This is a genomic window from Microbacterium mitrae (assembly GCF_008017445.1).
Taxonomy (GTDB): Bacteria; Actinomycetota; Actinomycetes; order Actinomycetales; family Microbacteriaceae; genus Microbacterium; species Microbacterium mitrae.
The window spans coordinates 108,279-127,294 of record NZ_VRSW01000003.1 but is presented as its reverse complement, the minus strand read 5'-3'; the positions used below and the strand labels follow the sequence as shown (position 1 = coordinate 127,294).

Below are 19,016 nucleotides of genomic sequence, written 5' to 3'. Positions count from 1 at the left end.
GTGCCCCTCGCAACCCGCCCACCTCGTCTCGATCCCCGTGCCCCTTCACTCAACGGGCGTACCCTCGCAACCCGCCCACCTCGTTTCGGTCGCCGTGCCCCCTTCGCTCAACGGGCGCACCCCCGCAACCCGCGCCGCTTCGTCTCGGTCGCCCTACCCCTTCGCTCATCGGCGGCCCTCGCAACCCGCCCGCCTCGACTCGGTCGCTGTGCCCCTCGCCACCCGCACCTGCCTCCGAAGGAGCAGGGGATGGCGGAGACGATATTGGCGGGTCTGGCAGGCCACCCGCAGGGTGGCCCGGAGATATCGTCGTAGCCATCCCCTGTTCCGCCCCGCACCGCACCCAACCCCGCAACGCAACCCCGCCTCGCAACGCAACGCACCCGCACCCGCACCGCACCCGCACACCGCACACCCGCACCCGCACGCCCACCCACTTTGTAAGGCGCGAACGCCTCGCGCAGCGCGAGGAATTTGGCATTGATGCGCCCATCCTCGCCAATTGGCGCGTCCGAGTCGTAACTCGTCACCGTGGGTTGCAGCGCGCCATCAAAATTGGCGCCGTTCCACAGCCCAAAGTTCGTGCCGCCGTGAGCCATGTAGAGCGAGACGGAACCACCCGCAGCCAGCAGCTCATCGATGGTTCCGATCATGCTCGCAGCCGAGCGCACGTGATGCTTCTCTGTCCAGTGGTCAAACCAGCCGCCCCACATTTCGCTGCACATGAGGTGCGCCTCTGGCGCCTTGAGCTCGACCGCACGTGCGACGCCGGTGCCGAAGGTGAAGGTGCCCATTACCCCATCGACCGAGCCGTTTTCGATCATGTCGGTGGTGATGCCATCGGCGGTGGTGAGCAGTTCGACGAAGCCGCGGGCGATGAGGTCATCGCGCAAGAATTCGAGGTAGGTACGGTCGGTGCCGAAGGAGCCGTATTCGTTCTCCAGCTGGATCGCCACAATCGGGCCGCCGAATGCTGCCTGAAGCGGAACCATGCGCGGCATGAGTTCGTCGTACCAGGCAGATACCGCGCGAAGAAATTCGGGGTCAGAGGTGCGCAGGGCATGCACCCGCGCGCTCAGCCAGTGCGGAATACCGCCGTTTGACCATTCGGCGCAAATGTAGGGGCTGGGTCGCAAGAAGACGTCGAGGCCAATCTCGCCAGCCAGGGTGATGAATCGTTCGAGATCGCGCCAGCCCTCAAACGAAATCTCGCCCTCGGTGCGCTCGTGAAAGTTCCACTCAACGTAGGTGTCAACGGTGTTCGCGCCCATCGCGGCAAGCCGGCGCAGGCGGTCTTCCCACTGATCGGGGTGCACCCGAAAGTAGTGCAGCGCACCGGAGAGAATGCGGTGCGTTTTGCCGTCGCGCAACAGCTCGCCGTCGCGAACGGTCAGTGCCGCCGTGACCTCGGTCTCGACAGAACTGTTCGGTGTCATGTGTGCTCCTGCGTATCGTTGCGTCGGCGTTGACGTCAATGTCGTTTGTGTGAACGGAACCATTTACCTGCGGCTGCTAGCGCAGCAACAGGTTGAGAACCGCTGAATTTCGCGCTCACGCCAGAAGTGTTTGCGCTCACATTTATCCTACGGGAAACCGACAAGAAGTGCTCGGACTTCTTTATGAAAGCCACTACGATGGCGATATGTCACCGCGCCGCCCGTCGTCCAATCACGCCCCCAGCCAGGTAGACGTTGCTCGCATTGCCGGCGTTTCAACGCAAACCGTGTCACGCGTGATGAGTGGCCAAGACAATGTCAAAGAGGCAACGAAACAGCGCGTGCTGGCCGCCGTCGAGCAACTGGGCTACCGCGTCCACGCCGCGGCGGCGTCGCTAGCCTCTGGCCGCACGCACATTCTCGGCCTCATTATCTTGGCGACCGACCGATTCTCATCCGGCGCCCTGACGGTGGGTATCGAGCGCGTCGCGGAAGAAAAGGGCTATACGGTTACGACCGCGACGGTGCCCGATCACGCGCCTCGCGAGACCGTGCTTGCCGCCTTCGACCGCCTTGAAGGCCAGGGGGCCGAAGGCATCATTCTGGGGGTTCCCACCGACTTCGACAGCCCCGAGATGCGCCTGCGCACGCAGCGAACGCCATCCACGCTGCCGACGAAGAGTCGTACCAGCTCAGGCGATGGCATCATCATCGACCAGCGCCACGTCGCCCGGCTGGCTGTCGAGCACCTGCTTGAGCTGGGGCACAAGACCGTCTGGCATGTGGCGGGCGATGAGTATTGGGAAGAGGCGATCGTGCGCCGCGAGGAGTGGGAGGCGGTGCTGCGCGAGCGCGGCATCGAGGCACCCCCCGTAATCCCCGCCGACTGGACACCAGAATCTGGCTACCGTGCCGGTCGAACCCTCGCCCTCATTCCCGGCGCAACGGCGGTGTTTGTCGCCTCAGACGAAATGGCGTTTGGCGTGATCCGCGCGCTGCACGAAGCGGGTCGCGTTGTTCCCGACGACGTCTCCGTTGTGAGTGTTGACGACATCGCCCTCGCCGCCTACGCCTCCCCCGCACTGACGACCGTGCGCCAGCCGTTCGAAGAGGTCGGCGCGGCGGCCGCACACCGCGTGATCGCGACCATCGAGGGCACCGATGCCGAGGCTGCGATCCGCCCGGTACACAGCGAACTCATCGTCCGCGCCTCCACCGCACCCCCAGCCCGCTGAGCGAGCGCAGCCCGCTGAGCCCGCGCCGCCCGCTGAGCGAGCGCAGCGAGACGGAACCTCAGAACACGTACTCCATGAGTTCGATGCCGAAGGTGCGCATCGCGTCGTGCACCCGCAGACGGTGGCCGATCGAGAGATCGTCAAAGCACACCGTGATGGCGTAGGCAACGCCGGCGCGAGGGCCAGCGAGCACGCCCGCTTCGGCCCGCACCCCGTCGGCACGCCCCGTCTTATTGATAAACAGAATGCGATGCTTGTCGTTCTCGTGGTCGAACGGGTCAAGACCGGTCGCTGAGGCCACCAGGCTGAGGTCTTGGTTGAGGCTCAACCATTCGGCTACCTGCGCGCTGATCGCCGGCGCCACCACCTTGCTGTTGACGAGGGCCGCGAACAGGCCGGCCGTTTCACGGGTCGAACCGACGGCGTGATCGGGGGCGTGATCGGGGCCACGATCGTCGCGAAAACCATCGAGCACGGCGAGGCTCGTCAGGCCCAGACTCTCGAGCCGCGCCCGCACCGCCTCCGTGCCAACGCGCGCAAGAAGCGCGTTGGTCGCAACCGGGTCTCCCGTCGCTGCCGCCAGCACCGCGACATCAGCGAGCGTGAAATTTGTCGCGGCCAAATGGTTCCACAACCCCGCAACCGGTGCCGGCGCCACGGTGCTGCGGTCGACAAGCTCGTTCGCATCGAGGGTTCCGGCGTCAAACTGCACCGCCACCTCGAGCAACACCGCCACAACGCCGACGCCACCGATGGGCTGCGCGACGAAGTCGTCTCCGGCCACCACGACGTGCCCGCGGTCCAGATCACGCACGTGAAGCGACACCTGCGCGCCGGTATCAGCCAGTTGTTCCAGCGCGCGCAGCGTCGTGGCGAACCCTCGCCGCGACGCGTCAATACGCGTCGATTGGTGCCGCGCCCCACGACGGGAAGGCAGCAGACCCTGTTGGGCCGCGGCCTGTTCCCGTCGTGTTCGCGCGGTCATCTCACCAGATGGTGACGCGCTGGTCAGCGTCAAGCCAGAGATCGTCGGATTCGGTGACGTTGAACGCCTCGTAGAACGCATCAATGTTGCGCACAATCTGGTTGCAGCGGAATTCGGCCGGCGAGTGCGGGTCGATGGTGAGAAGGCGAATTGTCTCGGCCTCGCGAGACTTCTGCTGCCAGACCTGAGCCCAGCTGAGTAGCAGCCGCTGAACGCCGGTGTAGCCGTCAATCACGGGTGCTTCTGCACCGGCAAGCGACAGTTCATAGGCCTTGAGCGCAATGCCGAGGCCACCGAGGTCACCGATGTTCTCGCCGATCGTGAGCGCACCATTGACGGTGTGCGAGGCATCAAGGCCAACCGGAACCAGGGCGTCGTATTGCGCGATGAGCGACGCGGTGCGCTCTTCAAACGCCTTCTTGTCGGCTTCGGTCCACCAGTCTTCGAGCTTGCCGTCGCCATTGAACGTGGCGCCCTGGTCGTCGAACCCGTGCCCGATTTCGTGGCCAATGACCGCGGCAATACCGCCGTAGTTGGCGGCTGCATCGCGGTCGGCGTCAAAGAACGGGTACTGCAAGATCGCGGCAGGAAAGACGATCTCGTTCATCAGCGGGTTGTAATACGCGTTGACCGTCTGCGGCGTCATCAGCCATTCGTCGCGGTCGATGGGTTCGCCAACACGAGCAAACTGGCGGTCATGTTCGTGCACGTTCGTGGCGCGCACGTTGCCGAGCAGATCGTCTGCCGAAATGTCCAGCGTGGAGTAGTCCCGCCACTTCACCGGGTAGCCGATTTTGGGCGTGAACTTGGACAGCTTGTCGAGGGCACGCTCGCGCGTCTCGTCTCCCATCCAATCCAACGTCACGATGCTCTGGCGGTACGCCTCGACGACGTTGGCGACGAGGTCATCCATCGCGTCTTTCGCCGCCGGCGGGAAGTGCCGGTCAACGTACACCTTGCCGATCGCCTCACCCATTGCGCCCTCGGTGAGCGAGACACCGCGCTTCCACCGTTCGCGGATCACCGGAACACCCGTGAGCGCCGTGCCGTAGAAGGCAAAGTTGGCGTCGACCAGCTCATCGGTCAGGTACGGGGCCGCCGCGTGCACAACTTTGAAGCGCAACCACGAGACGAAGTCGGCGACGCGCTCCGGCGTCAGCATGGTTCCGAGCCCCTCAAAGTAGCTGGGCTGGTACAGCACAACCTCATCGAGAGCCGTCGGTGCGTTCGGCGTGACGGCCTCGCGCCACGGCGTCATGTCAACGCCCATCGCCTCCTGCATCTCGCCCCAGGTGCGCAGGTTGTACGTGGCGACGGAGTCGCGGCTTCGCACGTTGTCCCAGTGGTGGCTGGCCAGCTCTTTTTCGAGCTCGAAGATGCGCTGCGACTGCTCGGCCGCGTTCTCAACGCCCGCGAGGGTCAGCATGGTCTCAATGTGGGCGACGTACTGCTCGCGCACCGTTGCGAAGTTGTCGAGACGAAAGTAGCTCTCGTCGGGCAGTGTGATGCCGCCCTGCAGCAAAAACGGAACGTAACGCTCCGGGTTGCCGGGGTCAGGCTCGACGAACATGCCGATGATGCTTGCGATGCCTTCGCGATCAAACACGCCAAGCACGGTCAGCAGAGTCGGAACATCGGTGATGGCGTTGACGCGATCAAGCAGCGGCTGAAGCGGTGCGGTGCCGCGCGCGGCGATCGCGTCGGTGTCCATGAAACTGGCGTAGATGTCGCCCGCCTTGCGAGCATCGGTTCCGGGTTCTGCCGTGACGACCTCTTCGATGATCTCGTGAACGTGCTTTTCGGCTTGTTCCGCCAGCTCGTTGAACGACCCCCAGCGGGCCTTGTCGTCGGGAATATCGGTGCGTGCGATCCAGTCACCGTTGACGTGACGGTACAGGTCGTCTTGCGGGCGGATTTCGTCGTTGAATTCTTCGGTTTTCAGGCCGGAAGGCGCAGGAGCACTCATGCCCCCAGCCTATGCCGATCCGTGCAGGCGCCGGAGCCGATTCCGGGGGATTTTTCAGCACACCAATAGGCTGGAGCGGTGACGGCACCCTCGACCCTGAATCGCGACATCCTCAAGCTCGCACTTCCGGCGCTCGGTGCTCTCATCGCCGAGCCGCTGTTTCTCATGCTCGACTCGGTCATGATCGGTCATCTCGGCACGGTTCCGCTCGCCGGTCTCGGCATCGCGTCGGCAGTATTGCAGACCATCGTCGGTCTGATGGTGTTTCTCGCCTATTCGACCACTCCCGCCGTTGCACGCAAATTTGGGGCTGGCGATGCCCGCTCGGCGGTCTCTGTCGGCATTGACGGCATGTGGTTGGCGCTCGGCCTTGGCGCCGTTCTAGCCACCGCAGGCTATCTCGCCACCCCCTGGCTCGTTTCGTGGTTCAACGCGCCAGCCGATGTGGCGGCACAGGCCACGATCTACCTCGGCATCTCGATGGGCGGACTGCCCGCGATGCTCATCGTGTTCGCGGCGACGGGGCTCCTTCGCGGCCTACAGAATACGGTCACGCCACTGTGGATTGCGGGCGCGGGCTTCGGCGCGAACGCGCTGCTCAACTACATCTTTATCTACGGCTTCGGTTGGGGCATTGGCGGTTCTGCCGCCGGAACCGTGGTGGCGCAATGGGGAATGGTCGGCGCCTACGTATTGATCGTTGCGCGATTGGCCCGCCGCCATGATGCGCGGCTGCGGCCGCAGCGCGACGGGGTCGCGGGCAATGCCCGCAGCGGCGGCTGGCTGTTGCTTCGCACGGTGAGCCTGCGCCTCACACTGCTGTTGACGGTTGCCGTTGCCACCTCTCTCGGCACCGAAGAGCTTGCCGGCTGGCAGATCGCGTTCACGATGTTCTCGTTCGCGGCGTTTGCGCTGGATGCGCTCGCGATCGCCGCGCAAGCGTTGATCGGTTTGGCGCTCGGGCGAGATGACCCGCGCGCTGCCCGCCTGGTGCTGCGGCGAACGCTCGCGTGGGGCGCGTGGTTTGGCGTCATCGTTGGCGCGCTGATCGGCGGACTCAGCGGCGTTATCGGGCTGATGTTCACGGGTAGCGCCGACCTCGCCGCTCTTGTCATGCCTGCGCTCATCGTGCTCGCCGTCGCGCAGCCCATTTGTGGCATGGTGTTCGTGCTCGATGGCGTGCTGATGGGGGCCGGCGACGCGAAATATCTTGCCATCGTCGGCTTGCTCAACCTGGTTCCAACTCTCCCGGCGCTCTGGCTCGTCGCGGTGCTGCACCCCACGGGTGCTTGGGGGCTGGTGTGGGTGGCGATCTGCTTCTTCGGGCTCTACATGGTGGTGCGGTTGGTTACGCTCGGGGCGCGCATTCGCACGGACGCTTGGATCGAGAACAACATTTAACCGCTGATTGCCAGCGAGCATGGGGTTGCGTCTGACAGCAGGCGGCCTACTCTGGTGACATGACGAAGCGAATGTGGTTGATCACCCCGGCCATCGCCGTGGCGGCCGTGCTCACGCTGGCCGGATGCACCGCCGGAACCACGCCGGTTGACTCCAGCTCAGAACCACAGATCACCGTTTCGCCGTCGTCAGCCGACCTGGCAGACGGCCCGACGTTTGAGACGATCCTGCCGCGCAACTCGACCGGTGCCTCGGTGGCGCTGCGCTCGGAGGGCGTACTCACACCCGGCGAACCCGTCGATGCGACGGCGGCCGAGGCGGCCGAAGGGGGCTGGATCGCGCAGTTCGCTTGCGCTTCAGATGGCGCCGTCACGGCCGAAGTTCTGGTCAATGATGAGGTGGTCGTTGAGTCGACGACCATCGAGTGCGAAGTGGCCATGCCCGAATCATTGAAGTTCAGCGGTGGCGGAACCATCACACTGCGCATCACGGGTGAGGGCGAGGGCATCTACGTGTCTCAGCTCACTAAGGATGGCGCCGTCTAAGTTGTCGTGACGGCGGCCTTAGCTGGCGTGGCGGCTAGCTGGCGTGCTGGCTAGCTGGCGTGGCGGCGGCACCATTCGTACATCACGATGGCGCCGGCGGCGGAGGCATTGATCGAGCGCGTTGAGCCGTACTGCGTAATTTCGATGAAGGCGTCGGCTGCCGCGAGCGCTTCGGGAGAAAGCCCGGGCCCCTCCTGGCCGAACAGCATGACGCAGCGCTTCGGCAACTCGGCTTTGTCGACGGGCTTCGCGTCGCCAACGTTGTCGACGGCGAGGATGGGCAGGTTTTCGCTGGCAGCCCACGCGGCAAACGCCTCGACAGTTTCGTGGTGCACGACGTGCTGGTAGCGGTCGGTGACCATGGCGCCGCGACGGTTCCAGCGGCGACGGCCAATGATGTGAACGGTGTCGGCAAGAAATGCGTTGGCGCTTCGCACGATAGAACCAATGTTCATGTCGTGCTGCCAGTTTTCAATCGCGACGTGGAAGGCGTGCCGGTGGGTATCGAGATCGGCGACGATGGCTTCCATCGTCCAGTAGCGGTACCGGTCGATCACATTGCGAGTGTCACCCTCGCGCAGCAGCTCGGGGTCGTACCAGTCACCCTCGGGCCACTCCCCCTGCCAGGGGCCGACGCCGTGGGTTGACCGCTCCGGGGTTTCTTCACTCACCCATCCAGCCTAATCGCTGGCGTTCTGGCACCCAGCCGCGTGGTTCCGTGCCGCGCCGCGTGGTTCCGTGCCGCGTAACGTGGTTTCGCGGCAGCAGCGCTCTTCTGTTTCGTCGTGTGACGAGGGGTTTCGGAGTTCGGGTGGGGGCGACGTACCGTAATGTCACCCCATCGAAAGGTTCATCATGCTTATCACCGCCCGTCTCCAGCAGTCCCTTGCGACCGCCTGCGAGCAGGGCATGATGTGCGTGCACGACCGTGCGGGTCACCAACTGGGCGCGATTCAGTGGCGCCTGGCAACGGCAACGCCCAGCGGATGGGTGGACGGCATCGTGTCGGCGGTTGACGTCGACGGTTGGGTCACCGTTGCAACGCTCGATGGCGCGACCGAGCGCGTGTGGAACCACGCCGACCTGACCACCACGCTACGAGTTGGCGAGCCGGTGTCGGTGCACGACCGCTACGCGGTGCTGGTCGCGGGCGAGTTGCACCTCAACGTCGCGCGCTGAGGCGTTTCGGGGGTTCTGTGGTTCCGCGGGTTCTGTGGTTCCGCGGGTTCTCGACTTTCGCGGGGCGCGGCTTTAGCGGGGCGCGGCCGGTGCCTGCGTGCTCGGTGTGATTGGCGTGCGGCGTTAGCTCATTGACGCCGTCATCTTTTCGCAGGCCATCATGGCGGCTTCGCACGCCATCGCGCACATGCGGCAGGTTTCGCTCATGTCTGCGTGCAGCATGCATTCGTCCATGCACGCCTTGCACATGGCCATCGTGGCCTGAAGCATCGGCATCATGGTGTCGGCCGACATCGCCATCGGATGCATCATCATCTTCATCATCGTCTGGCACATTTCGGCGCACATGGCGCTCAGCGAGACACACTTGCCCATGCCCTCCATGCCAGCCATGGTTCCGGCGCACATCGTGCAAGCCTGCATACAGGCGTTGCACGCCTCCATACACTCCTGCATGACGGCCATATCCATCGAGGCCATGGCGGTGTCGTCCATCGGCATGGACTTCATCATTTCGGTCATGTTCATCACGGCGAGCTCCTTCATCCGGGTGGACGCGAGGAGTACGCCCACGTGTGCCCATGCTACGTCCGCGCCACGACCGCGACCAGAGCCGCCCGGTAAACAGTTTGTTTCAGGCGGGGTGGAGTTTCTGGGGCGTGCGGAGTTTCCGGGCTCCTGTCGTGGTTCCGCCCCTCGCGCCCTGGTTTCGGCACTCCTGTCGTGGTTCCGCCCCTTCTTTCGGTGTTATGCACGATCACCACCCTGTTATGCACGACCACGACCCTGTTATGCACGATGGAACACGCCAGATAGCCGGTTTTTGCGGCGTGTCGCGGCCAAACGGGGCAACCACTCGTGCAGAACAGGGAACCACTCGTGCAGAACAGCGGAACCGTGCAGGCAGAACAGCGGAACCATGCAGGCAGAACAGCGGAACCATGCAGGCAGAACTGCGGAACCACTCAGGCAGAGCACGGGCCAGGAGCGCGGAGGGTGGCAAGACAGGCACAACCCCGCGGGAAAGACAGGCACAGCGCGCCGAAGAGTCAGGCGCAGCGCGGGGGCGGTTTGTGACGTCGGTGCATGAAGCATTCCGCACCGGGCCGCGGGTTCGGTAGCCTGGTGTGGTGAGATCACCCGCGGCCGACGACTACCTCAAGACCGTCTATGCCCACACGGAGTGGCAAGACGAGGCCATCACGCCATCGGTCTTGGCGGGCAAGCTGGGTATTGCACCGTCAAGCGTCACCGAAATGGTGAAGAAGCTTGCCGCCGCCGACCTCGTCTCGCACGTGCCGTATGGTGCAGTCACGCTCACCGAGACGGGCCAACGCCGCGCCCTGGCCATGGTGCGCCGGCACCGGCTGATTGAAACCTGGCTCGTGAAGACGTTCGACTACTCGTGGGACGAAGTTCACGACGAGGCCGAGATCCTGGAACACGCACTCAGCGACCGCTTGCTGTCGAAGATTGATGAGCAGCTGGGGCGTCCGCGGTTTGACCCGCACGGCGATGCGATTCCCGACGAAAACCTCGCCGTCGCATTCACGGCCTTCGTGCTGCTCGCCGACGCTCCAGTCGGCCACACCGGCAATATTCTGCGCGTCAGCGACCACGATCCTGACCTGTTGCGTGCAGTTGAAGACGCGGGATTGCAGATCGGAACCACGGTGACCGTCGCCGACAGAGGCGTCGTTCTCGACGGCGAACCACGCAGACTTCCGCCCGGCGCGGCGCGATCCGTTTGGCTCACCGCTTAACCAAACGCGCCTCGACTAACCACGCGCGTCGCAACTAGCCGAGCGCGTTCAGACTAGCTCTGTCGCGACGAGCCAAACGCGCTCCGCCTAAAGCAATTCGCCCTAATCGAGCGTCGCAATCGCAGCGATGACGTGGTTCCAAAACGCGTCAGCATCGAGCCCCATCGCGACGTAGGCATTGGGTTCGCGACCCAGCATGCCGTGCAGGTCTACGCTCGTCACCCCGCTGGTGTGGGTTCCGGTGGTCTCCACATCGAGGCGGGTGTGCACGAGTTCGACGGTTTCGGGCGCTGCCAACACGGCCACCGCAACCGGGTCGTGCAGTGGGCCGTCCAGCATGCCGTAGATCTCCTCGTTCGTGTCGCAGAAGAAGCGCATCAGGTCGTCGCTGAATCGGCTGGTGTTGTTGCCAATGGCGATGATGCGCTCGCGCACCTCGGCAGTCAGCAGTGCCTGGTGCGTGACGTTAAGACCCACCATCGTGAAGCGCACGCCAGAATCAAGCACGATGGTCAGCGCCTCCGGGTCGACCAGCGCGTTGAACTCGGCGTACGGCGTCGCGTTGCCGCGCTCAGTTGAGCCGCCCATCCACACCACTTCGCGAATGCGCGGCAGCAGCTGTGGGCGGTCGCGCAACAGAATCGCGACGTTCGTGATGGGGCCGGTTGCGATGATGGCGACAGGTTCCGTCGCACTCTCAATCACGTCGATCATCAGCTGCTGAGCCGTGCGGTCGTCAAGCGGCATCGTGGGCGTTGGCAGCTCGGGCCCGCCCAGGCCGTTCTCGCCGTGAATGAACTCGGCGGTCTCGAGCTCCCGCACCAAGGGGCCAGCAGCGCCCGCGGCGATCGGAACATCGTTGACGCCGGCGACGGTCAGCGCGACGCGCGCATTCATCGTGGTGAGGGGCAGCGGAACATTGCCGCCGACGGTCGTGACGGCGCGCACATCGAGGGCCGGGTTTCCCAACGCCAGCCACAGCGCCACCACGTCATCGTGGCCGGGATCGCAATCAATAACGACGGGAATGGCGCTCACGTGAGACCTCTCAGATGAATGTGCGGCGAGATGATCGACGCGGGGTTTTCAGGTGTGGGTTAGACGCGCGGCGCGCGAGAGGCGGCAAACGGCCACGTGGTCCGCGTTGCCGATTCGCAGAACTGCCAGACTTCGCGCCCTACTTCAGGCAGGCGTGAGCGTTCTGTCAGCTTCGTGACTTTGTCTGCCGGGTAGATGCGCGGCGGGCCGGTAAAGGTGCGCGACGGGCCAACGAGGTCACCGCCCTTGACGAGCGGGTCGATGAGGGCGCGCACCTGAGATGCCGCACCGGCCTCTTTGGATTGCGTGACGGGTGCCTGCAGGTTGGCGAAGAATCGCTTGAGCCTGCGCACCTCGTTGACGCCAGCAACCGCATTCGTGCGACCGCTCAGCGAGTATCCGGGGTGCGCGATGACACTTTCGACGGCGACGTCGGCCTCATCGAGGCGCCTCTGCGCCTCGGAAGCGAGCGCTTGAACCATGAACTTCGATTGCACGTAGGCACGCGGACCGCTGTAGTTCTCTTTCAGCTCCGGATCAATCGCGTTTGTCTTCCACGACACGGTCGAGACCGATCCGAGCCACACCATGCGCCCGGTGCCGTAGTCACGGCCCGATTTTGCGAGCGTCGGCAGCAGACCGGCAGCGAGCGCAAAGTGGCCGAGAACGTTGGTGGTGAGTACGACTTCGTGACCGTCAACCTCTTCGCGCTTGCGCGGTGGGTGCACGATGCCGGCGTTGAAAATGACGCCATCGAGACGCTCGTGAGACGAGAGGCTGGCGGCCGCCGAGCGAACAACGGAACCTTTGGTCACGTCGATAATCATCGACTCCAGTGAGGCGCCAGGAACGCGGCGTCCGATCGCTGCGCGAGCCGCCGTCAGCCGGTTGACGTTGCGCCCACTCAAAATGACGTGCGCGCCGGCGCCAGCCAGCTGTTCCGCTGAGAAGTACCCCAGCCCTGAGGTGGCTCCGGTGACCAGATAGGTGCGCCCAGCAAGACTCGGGAGCGCACCCGCATCCCACGAATCTCGGGAACCAACCACGTGGCAACCTTATCCGGGTTTTCCTGGCCCGGCGACCCCGGCGGCGTGGCAAAACCCGCCCTTGCCCGAATCGTGATCTTCGTGCCGATGTCGGTGCTGCCCCGTACGCTTTTGCCATGGGACGGATGGCCGATGCGGAGCAGGTTCACGTAGAGTCGCGAGCGCAGTGGCGCGCGTGGTTGCAGCAAAATCACGCCACCTCCGACGGCGCGTGGATCGTGGTATGGCGTGACGATCGGCCGCGCCCGAGCTATGACGATCTCGTCGAAGAGGCGCTGTGCTTCGGGTGGATCGACGCGACCAACCGTCCGCTCGACGATGAGCGGCGCATGCAGTGGTATTCGCCGCGCCGCAACCGTAGCCCGTGGGCGGCCACCAACAAGGTGCGCGTCGCGCGGCTCATTGACGAGGGTCTCATGATGCCCGCCGGGCAACGCGTGATTGATGACGCTCAAGCCTCCGGCTGGTGGAGCATTCTTGACGGCCCCGAGGCGGGCGTTGTTCCGCCCGAGCTCCAGGCGGCGCTAGAGGCGAATGACGCGGCCCAGAAAACGTGGGATTCTTATCCGGCAAGCGTGCGCAAGTATCAGCTCACGCAGATCGCGATGGCGGTATCTGCGCAGACCGTGACCAAACGCATCGCCACCATCGTTCAAACTGCTGCCGAAGGAAAACGCCCATGAGTGAACGCGACATCCTGTTTTTGATATCGACCATCATCGTCGCGTCCACCCTTGTCGTGTTCGCGTGGCAGTACTTCCGCAACCGCAAAAACGAGAAAGACGACAACAACGAATAAGCGACGACGAGCGGAGGCTGCGGCGCTTACGCTGAGCGCCGGTCGGTGGCGACTATTTGGCTTAGCGCCGGTCGGCGGCGCCTATTTTGAGGCTTATGCGGCGCGCGACTGAGCCGCTCCGTGGTTCCGCGAGGCGCGCCGCTGGGTGTTACTGAGGCGCGAGACCCAGGTCGTCGAGGTCAATCGCGGCTCGCCACTCCAGGCCAGCGGCTTCAATCGCAGCCTGGGCGCCGGTCTTGCGGTCGACAATCACGATGACGGCAACAACCTCAGCGCCGGCGGCGCGCAATACCTCAACGGCCTTCAGCGCCGACTGCCCTGTGGTGGAGGTGTCTTCCACGACGATGACGCGCTTGCCTTCAACTTCTGCGCCCTCGATCTGGCGTCCGCGGCCGTGATCCTTCGGCTCCTTGCGCACGACGAAAGCGTCGAGCGGGCGGTCGGACCCAGCGGCTGCGTGCATCGCAGCGTTGGCGATGGGGTCCGCGCCCAGCGTCAGCCCGCCGACAGCAACGACGCCATCAAACTCGCTGGCAAGCTCTGCCGTCAGGCGTCCGATGGCTGGGGCCGCCCGGTGATCGAGCGTGAGGCGGCGCATGTCGACGTAATACGACGCCTTCTTCCCGCTCGACAGCGTGAAGTCACCGTGAAACACGGCCTCACTCTTGATCAGCTCAATGAGCATCTGGCGGTCAGCTTCGAGGGCAGGCGACGAAAACGCGGTCATGCTTCGATTCTATGCGGGGTGCGCACCCTGCCCCTGCGGCCCGGTGCGGCTAGCCTGGACACAAGCCACAAGGAGGTTGCTCATGCTGTCATACGATCCGTACGCCGCGCTTGCCGAACTGCGCGAATTTGCCCCGATGACGCTCACCAGCGCGAACTTTGCCGATGGTTCCGCCCTGCCCCTCACCGCCTGGAGCGCTGAGCGCGGCGGCGCCGATGTATCACCGCAGCTATCGTGGTCTGGCGCGCCCGAAGGCACCAAATCGTTCGCGCTGTCGGTGTTCGACCCGGACGCGCCCACCGGATCCGGCTACTGGCACTGGGCGGTCTTCAATATTCCGGCGTCTACCACCTCCCTCCTCGAAGGCGCTGGCGACCCTGGCTCCGACCTGTTGCCCCCTGGCGCGATCACGCTGCCGAACGAGGCCCGCGTTGAGCAGTACTCCGGCTCCGCCCCGCCCGCAGGTACCGGCACGCACCGCTACTTCTTCGTGATCGACGCGCTCGACGTCGAAACGCTCGATCTCGCGCCCGGCTCAACCCCCGCGATCCTCGGCTTCAACCGTCACTTTCATTCGCTCGCCCGCGGCGTGCTCATCGGAACCGCCACCCCGTAGCGGGCCGCCTGCGGGGTGGCGGCTCGCGGAACGCGCGAAGCCTGCGGGTGCCGCGATTGGTTCCGAGAACCCGCACCGTGATTCCGGGCGCAAGCTCCTGGTTCCGTGCGCGCCCCTGGTTCCGGGCTCGCGTCTGTCCCAAATGTCGGAAGGATGCTCGCCGCGGCCAGCCCTCAGCGTGATCGACCGGCGTGTCGCCACGAACCCTCCGACATTTGGGAACGCATGCCGACACAAACACACATCGGCATGCCCTGGCCAGCCCCCGCGGCCCTCAGCTTCAACCGCCACTTTCATTCCCTCGTCCTCGGCTGCGGAACCGCAACCCCGTCGCGAGCGGCCAGCTGCGGAATCAGCGGCTCGCGGAACGCGCGGAACCTGCGGGCGTCGCCCCTCGTTCCGCGAACCCGCACCCTGGGTTCCGCCCCCCTGGTTCCGCGCGCGGGCGCGTCCCAAATGTCGGAAGGATGCTCGCCGCACCCGGCTCCCGGCGTGATCGACCGGCGTGTCGCCACGAACCCTCCGACATGTGGGAACGCGGGCACGCACAAACACACGTCGGCATGCCGTGCGTAGTGGAACCTCACCCCTGTCGCTGGGTGTCGGTGCGGGATCGTAGGCTGGTGGCATGCGACTTGCCACTTGGAACGTCAACTCGATTCGCGCGCGCGTGGTGCGCACCGTGGAATTTGCCGTGCGCGAGAACATCGACGTGCTCGCCATGCAAGAGATCAAGTGCAAGCCCGAGCAGTTTCCCTACGCGGAGTTTGAGGCGGCCGGCTATCACGTGGTCGCTCACGGCCTCAACCAGTGGAACGGTGTCGCCATCGCGAGCCGCGAGCCGATCGAAGACGTCGAGCTTTCGTTTGCCGGCATGCCCGGATTTCAGAAGGGTTACGACGGCCCCGATGCGCCGCTTGAAGCGCGAGCGATCGGCGCGACCATCAACGGCGTGCGGGTGTGGAGCCTCTACACCCCCAATGGGCGCGCGCTCGATGACCCGCACATGACCTACAAGCTGCACTGGCTCGACGCGCTGGCCCGCTACACCGAGACCGAGCTTGCCGCTAACCCCGAGCTCAAACTCGCCCTCGTCGGCGACTTCAATGTTGCGCCGCTTGACGAAGACAACGGCGACCCCACGATTGTCGAGGGCGTCTCCACGCACGTCTCCCCCGCCGAGCGCGCGGCGTTCGGCGCGCTGCAGTCGGCCGGGCTGACCGATGTGGTTCGCCCGCTGGTTCCCACCGGCTACACCTATTGGGACTACAAGCAGCTGCGTTTTCCGCGCAACGAGGGCCTGCGCATCGACTTCATCCTCGGCTCTTCGGCATTCGCCGATGCCGTCTCCGGTGCTTTCATCGCGCGCGACGAGCGCAAGGGCGAGATCCCCAGCGACCACGTACCCGTGGTCGTCGATCTCGACCTTGACCCGGTCGACGACGACGATGTGCCGATGATTTTCGGCTAACCCCTACTCGACGTCAGCGAGGTACGCCTCCGGTCCGGCCTCTGCCGCACCCGGCTCCATATACAAGAACTCGAGAATGTTGCCGTCGAGGTCTTCCAAGGAGCGGGAGTACATGAAGCCGTAGTCTTGCGGTTCGCGGGGCTCGGAACCACCGGCTGCGAGGCCAGCGGCAAGCGTCTCGTCGACGTGCTCGCGGGAGTCGCGCGTGAGGGCGATCAGCACCTGGGCGCTGTCGCGAGGGTCAACGACAGTCTTGGTGGTGAAGGTCGCGAAGTATTCGCGGGTGAGCACCATGAAGTGCACGTTTTCGCTCCACACCACAGAGGCCGCGTTTTCGTCGGTGAACAGCGGGTTGATCTCGCACCCGAGGGCCGTGTAGAACTCCTTGCTGCGGTCAAGATCTGACGTGGGCAGGTTGACGAAAATCATGGTCATGGCGTGCCTCTCTGAGAAGCGAATCCCCGCGGACCCGCAGTGAATACTGCCGAACCCTGGGGGCACCGTCAAGAGCTTGGCGCGACTTCGTCGGCGCAGGTGGGAGCGTTACCGCTGCGGAGCGCGATACGTGACCACGCAATCAGCGCAACCCGCCCGCCCAGCGCAACCCACTCGCGCAGCGCAACCCAGCGCGACCCACGAAACCCCATGGTTCCGGGCGCGACAAATCTCCGTCGTGTGGCGGAGGCGCGATTCACAACATCCGCCTACGGTGGGAGCATGGCTGATGTTGTTGCCCGCCCGGCCCCGACCGAGCAGAACTACCGCGCCGATCTGTGGATCGCGCTCGGACTCTTTGTTGCTGGCGTGATCAGCTCGGGGCTCATGAGCGTCGTCAGCTTCTACGGCGAAACGCAGGTCGGCATCGAATGGGCCCTGCTCACCACAACGGTCGTGTGTGGCGCGCTCGCGTTTCGGCGCCGATATCCGATCGCCGTGGCAGCCATCGTGTGCGCCACCTACTTCGTGGGCGTGACCTTTCAGGTTCCTGAAGTGCATGTCGGTAATATCGCGATGTTTATCGCACTGTTCACCGTCGGCGCCTGGGTGAATGATCGTCGCCGGGCGTTTTGGAGCCGCACGATCATCACCTCGCTGATGATGCTCTGGCTGTTCATCAACATGTACATCTCGGCCACCGCCGACGTCGAGATCGAAGACGGCCTGTCGCGCGTCGGGTTGTTCTCGCCGTACGTGGCGTGGATGCTGCTCAACGTGCTGATCAACATTGGGTTCTTCGGTGGCGCGTGGTTTATGGGCGACCGCGCCTGGCACGCCGCCATCGAGCACGAAAGGCTTCGCCAACGCACGCGCGAACTGGAGGCGGAACGCGAACGTACCGCCGCGCAGGCCGTCGCGCTTGACCGCGTGGCGATCGCCCGCGAACTGCACGATGTGGTGGCGCACCACGTTTCGGCGATGGGCGTGCAAGCCTCGGCCGCGCGCCTCATGATGACGAAGAACCCGCAGGCCACCGCCGAGGCGCTGACCACCATCGAAACCTCGGCCCGCACTGCGATCGCCGAGCTTCGCCTCCTGCTTGAGACCCTGCGCACTCCCGACGATGGCGCCGACGCGGGCTTTGCGTCGACGCTTCGACTTGAGGGGTTGCGCGATCTGATCGATCACGTCAACGAGGCCGGAATGCCCACCGCCTTCACGGTGCTGGGCGACGAACGCGTCGTGCCCAATGTGGTGCAGGCGAACCTGTACCGCATTGCCCAGGAGAGCCTCACCAACGCTCGCCGCCACGGCGGGGCCGACGCGACGGCCGATGTTCGACTGCGCTACGACCCCTACTTCGTCGAGCTTGAGGTGACTAACACGGGGCGGTCCATGCTGCAGGTTCGGCCAGGGCTTGGCCAGTTGGGCATGCGCGAGCGCGCGGCAGCATCGGGCGGAACCATTGAGATGATCCCGCGCGCACGCGGCGGTTTGCTGGTGCGCGTTCAGGTGCCGCTGGCCCCGGCGGCGCCGACCGACGCTGATCTCGCGGAGGCGAGCGCATGATTCGGGTGATGCTGGTTGACGATCATGCCGTGATGCGCGCGGGCTTTCGGATGATTCTCGCCTCGACCGATGACATCGAGGTCGTAGCCGAAGCCTCCACCGGGCGAGAAGCCATCACCGTTGCCCGCGACGTGCACCCCGATGTCATCTGCATGGACGTGCAAATGCCCGACATGGATGGCCTCGAAGCCACCCGCCAGATCGTGGCCGACCCCGCCGTTCGCTCTGCAATTGTGGTCGTGACAACGTTTGACCGCGACGACTATGTGTTTCAAGCGCTGGAGGCCGGGGCGAGCGGATTCTTGCTGAAAAATGCCGGCGCCGACGAGTTGATCTCGGCCGTGCGGGTGGCCGCCGCGGGAGACGCCCTCCTGGCGCCAGAAGTCACCAAACGCGTGATTGAGCGGTTTGCCGCCGAGGCGCACGCGCACGAATCCGCGCCATCGGCCGAGGCGCACAACGCGGCTTCCGCGCCCGCGCCACACATTGCCGTTGACCTCACCGAGCGCGAGCAGGAGGTGCTGCGCCTGTTGGCTCAAGCGCTCTCCAATGCCGAGATCGCAAGCGCGCTCTTCATCGGCGAGGCCACCGTGAAATCGCACGTCTCCAACGTGCTCGCCAAGCTCGGCGCCCGCGACCGGGTTGCGGCGGTCGTCTTCGCACACCGCAACGGCCTGGCCTAGCGCATCACTGGTTCCACAACCACGGCACCACAGACGGTGCGTCAGAAAATGAGTGGGGGGGCGCCCCCGGGGTGGGGGGGGCCCCCCCCGGACGCGGGGGTTTTGGGGGAACCGCGCGC

20 protein-coding genes are annotated in these 19,016 nt (G+C 64.9%); 10 read left to right on the top strand and 10 right to left on the bottom strand.

Going from position 1 to position 19,016, the window contains the following annotated elements; all coding sequences use genetic code 11:
* Window positions 1-107 precede the first annotated feature (107 nt).
* The gene (locus tag FVP60_RS09930; RefSeq protein WP_147826134.1) at window positions 108-1,436 is read right to left on the bottom strand and encodes a glycoside hydrolase family 35 protein; all 1,329 of its coding nucleotides are present in this window, start codon (window positions 1,434-1,436) and stop codon (window positions 108-110) included.
* A gap of 206 nt (window positions 1,437-1,642) precedes the next feature.
* On the opposite strand from FVP60_RS09930, the gene FVP60_RS09925 reads away from it, so the two are divergent.
* A complete protein-coding gene (locus FVP60_RS09925) occupies window positions 1,643-2,671 on the top strand; it encodes a LacI family DNA-binding transcriptional regulator (protein WP_147826133.1) in 1,029 nt (342 codons plus the stop codon).
* A 58-nt stretch (window positions 2,672-2,729) separates the two neighbouring features.
* Here FVP60_RS09925 and FVP60_RS09920 read toward each other — a convergent pair whose 3' ends face one another.
* Window positions 2,730-3,656: a serine hydrolase gene (locus FVP60_RS09920; protein WP_147826132.1), complete on the bottom strand. Its 927-nt coding sequence runs from the start codon at window positions 3,654-3,656 to the stop codon at window positions 2,730-2,732.
* A gap of 1 nt (window position 3,657) precedes the next feature.
* The gene (locus FVP60_RS09915) at window positions 3,658-5,622 is read right to left on the bottom strand and encodes a M13 family metallopeptidase (protein WP_147826131.1); all 1,965 of its coding nucleotides are present in this window, start codon (window positions 5,620-5,622) and stop codon (window positions 3,658-3,660) included.
* Window positions 5,623-5,700: 78 nt separating this feature from the next.
* Between FVP60_RS09915 and FVP60_RS09910 the strand changes: the two genes are divergently transcribed.
* Complete coding sequence (locus FVP60_RS09910; RefSeq protein WP_147826130.1) at window positions 5,701-7,023, top strand: MATE family efflux transporter; 1,323 nt, start codon at window positions 5,701-5,703, stop codon at window positions 7,021-7,023.
* A gap of 59 nt (window positions 7,024-7,082) precedes the next feature.
* Entirely contained in the window at window positions 7,083-7,568 is a 486-nt protein-coding gene (locus FVP60_RS09905; RefSeq protein WP_147826129.1) for a hypothetical protein, read from the top strand.
* Between the two features lie 50 nt (window positions 7,569-7,618).
* On the opposite strand, the gene FVP60_RS09900 is transcribed toward FVP60_RS09905, so the two are convergent.
* Window positions 7,619-8,239, bottom strand: coding sequence for a TrmH family RNA methyltransferase (locus FVP60_RS09900; RefSeq protein ID WP_147826128.1), 621 nt, complete (start codon window positions 8,237-8,239; stop codon window positions 7,619-7,621).
* Window positions 8,240-8,423: 184 nt separating this feature from the next.
* Between FVP60_RS09900 and FVP60_RS09895 the strand changes: the two genes are divergently transcribed.
* Window positions 8,424-8,747 (top strand): hypothetical protein, encoded by a 324-nt coding sequence (locus tag FVP60_RS09895; RefSeq protein WP_147826127.1) that lies wholly within the window; start codon window positions 8,424-8,426, stop codon window positions 8,745-8,747.
* A gap of 123 nt (window positions 8,748-8,870) precedes the next feature.
* Here FVP60_RS09895 and FVP60_RS09890 read toward each other — a convergent pair whose 3' ends face one another.
* Entirely contained in the window at window positions 8,871-9,275 is a 405-nt protein-coding gene (locus tag FVP60_RS09890; protein WP_246132573.1) for a four-helix bundle copper-binding protein, read from the bottom strand.
* 602 nt (window positions 9,276-9,877) lie between these two features.
* On the opposite strand from FVP60_RS09890, the gene FVP60_RS09885 reads away from it, so the two are divergent.
* Complete coding sequence (locus FVP60_RS09885) at window positions 9,878-10,510, top strand: metal-dependent transcriptional regulator (protein ID WP_147826126.1); 633 nt, start codon at window positions 9,878-9,880, stop codon at window positions 10,508-10,510.
* Between the two features lie 102 nt (window positions 10,511-10,612).
* Here FVP60_RS09885 and FVP60_RS09880 read toward each other — a convergent pair whose 3' ends face one another.
* Together FVP60_RS09880 and FVP60_RS09875 are read right to left on the bottom strand one after the other, a co-directional pair.
* Window positions 10,613-11,548: a nucleoside hydrolase gene (locus tag FVP60_RS09880; protein WP_147826125.1), complete on the bottom strand. Its 936-nt coding sequence runs from the start codon at window positions 11,546-11,548 to the stop codon at window positions 10,613-10,615.
* A gap of 59 nt (window positions 11,549-11,607) precedes the next feature.
* Window positions 11,608-12,594 (bottom strand): SDR family NAD(P)-dependent oxidoreductase, encoded by a 987-nt coding sequence (locus FVP60_RS09875; RefSeq protein ID WP_147826124.1) that lies wholly within the window; start codon window positions 12,592-12,594, stop codon window positions 11,608-11,610.
* Window positions 12,595-12,710: 116 nt separating this feature from the next.
* Here FVP60_RS09875 and FVP60_RS09870 point away from each other — a divergent pair, with 116 nt between their 5' ends.
* Window positions 12,711-13,277, top strand: a complete 567-nt coding sequence (locus FVP60_RS09870) for a YdeI/OmpD-associated family protein (RefSeq protein ID WP_147826123.1) — start codon at window positions 12,711-12,713, stop codon at window positions 13,275-13,277.
* A gap of 264 nt (window positions 13,278-13,541) precedes the next feature.
* On the opposite strand, the gene pyrE is transcribed toward FVP60_RS09870, so the two are convergent.
* The gene (gene pyrE / locus FVP60_RS09865) at window positions 13,542-14,120 is read right to left on the bottom strand and encodes an orotate phosphoribosyltransferase (RefSeq protein ID WP_147826122.1); all 579 of its coding nucleotides are present in this window, start codon (window positions 14,118-14,120) and stop codon (window positions 13,542-13,544) included.
* 82 nt (window positions 14,121-14,202) lie between these two features.
* Between pyrE and FVP60_RS09860 the strand changes: the two genes are divergently transcribed.
* Both FVP60_RS09860 and FVP60_RS09855 read left to right on the top strand, forming a co-directional pair.
* On the top strand, window positions 14,203-14,736 hold the full coding sequence (locus FVP60_RS09860; RefSeq protein ID WP_147826121.1) for a YbhB/YbcL family Raf kinase inhibitor-like protein: 534 nt from the start codon (window positions 14,203-14,205) through the stop codon (window positions 14,734-14,736).
* 628 nt (window positions 14,737-15,364) lie between these two features.
* A complete protein-coding gene (locus tag FVP60_RS09855) occupies window positions 15,365-16,207 on the top strand; it encodes an exodeoxyribonuclease III (protein ID WP_147826120.1) in 843 nt (280 codons plus the stop codon).
* 3 nt (window positions 16,208-16,210) lie between these two features.
* On the opposite strand, the gene FVP60_RS09850 is transcribed toward FVP60_RS09855, so the two are convergent.
* Both FVP60_RS09850 and FVP60_RS09845 read right to left on the bottom strand, forming a co-directional pair.
* Entirely contained in the window at window positions 16,211-16,642 is a 432-nt protein-coding gene (locus FVP60_RS09850) for a VOC family protein (RefSeq protein WP_147826119.1), read from the bottom strand.
* Window positions 16,643-16,710: 68 nt separating this feature from the next.
* Window positions 16,711-16,902, bottom strand: coding sequence for a hypothetical protein (locus tag FVP60_RS09845; RefSeq protein WP_147826118.1), 192 nt, complete (start codon window positions 16,900-16,902; stop codon window positions 16,711-16,713).
* Window positions 16,903-16,924: 22 nt separating this feature from the next.
* On the opposite strand from FVP60_RS09845, the gene FVP60_RS09840 reads away from it, so the two are divergent.
* Window positions 16,925-18,214: a sensor histidine kinase gene (locus FVP60_RS09840; protein WP_147826117.1), complete on the top strand. Its 1,290-nt coding sequence runs from the start codon at window positions 16,925-16,927 to the stop codon at window positions 18,212-18,214.
* Window positions 18,211-18,897: a response regulator gene (locus FVP60_RS09835; protein ID WP_147826116.1), complete on the top strand. Its 687-nt coding sequence runs from the start codon at window positions 18,211-18,213 to the stop codon at window positions 18,895-18,897. Before FVP60_RS09840 ends, FVP60_RS09835 begins: the two co-directional genes overlap by 4 nt.
* Window positions 18,898-19,016 lie beyond the last annotated feature (119 nt).

Coding starts and splice junctions, on each gene's coding strand:
- FVP60_RS09850 (WP_147826119.1), bottom strand. CDS start 16,642: ATGACCATGATTTTCGTCAACCTGCCCACGTCAGATCTTGACCGCAGC.
- FVP60_RS09920 (WP_147826132.1), bottom strand. CDS start 3,656: ATGACCGCGCGAACACGACGGGAACAGGCCGCGGCCCAACAGGGTCTG.
- FVP60_RS09870 (WP_147826123.1), top strand. CDS start 12,711: ATGGGACGGATGGCCGATGCGGAGCAGGTTCACGTAGAGTCGCGAGCG.
- FVP60_RS09925 (WP_147826133.1), top strand. CDS start 1,643: ATGTCACCGCGCCGCCCGTCGTCCAATCACGCCCCCAGCCAGGTAGAC.
- FVP60_RS09890 (WP_246132573.1), bottom strand. CDS start 9,275: ATGAACATGACCGAAATGATGAAGTCCATGCCGATGGACGACACCGCC.
- FVP60_RS09905 (WP_147826129.1), top strand. CDS start 7,083: ATGACGAAGCGAATGTGGTTGATCACCCCGGCCATCGCCGTGGCGGCC.
- FVP60_RS09860 (WP_147826121.1), top strand. CDS start 14,203: ATGCTGTCATACGATCCGTACGCCGCGCTTGCCGAACTGCGCGAATTT.
- FVP60_RS09835 (WP_147826116.1), top strand. CDS start 18,211: ATGATTCGGGTGATGCTGGTTGACGATCATGCCGTGATGCGCGCGGGC.
- FVP60_RS09895 (WP_147826127.1), top strand. CDS start 8,424: ATGCTTATCACCGCCCGTCTCCAGCAGTCCCTTGCGACCGCCTGCGAG.
- FVP60_RS09855 (WP_147826120.1), top strand. CDS start 15,365: ATGCGACTTGCCACTTGGAACGTCAACTCGATTCGCGCGCGCGTGGTG.
- pyrE (WP_147826122.1), bottom strand. CDS start 14,120: ATGACCGCGTTTTCGTCGCCTGCCCTCGAAGCTGACCGCCAGATGCTC.
- FVP60_RS09930 (WP_147826134.1), bottom strand. CDS start 1,436: ATGACACCGAACAGTTCTGTCGAGACCGAGGTCACGGCGGCACTGACC.
- FVP60_RS09915 (WP_147826131.1), bottom strand. CDS start 5,622: ATGAGTGCTCCTGCGCCTTCCGGCCTGAAAACCGAAGAATTCAACGAC.
- FVP60_RS09840 (WP_147826117.1), top strand. CDS start 16,925: ATGGCTGATGTTGTTGCCCGCCCGGCCCCGACCGAGCAGAACTACCGC.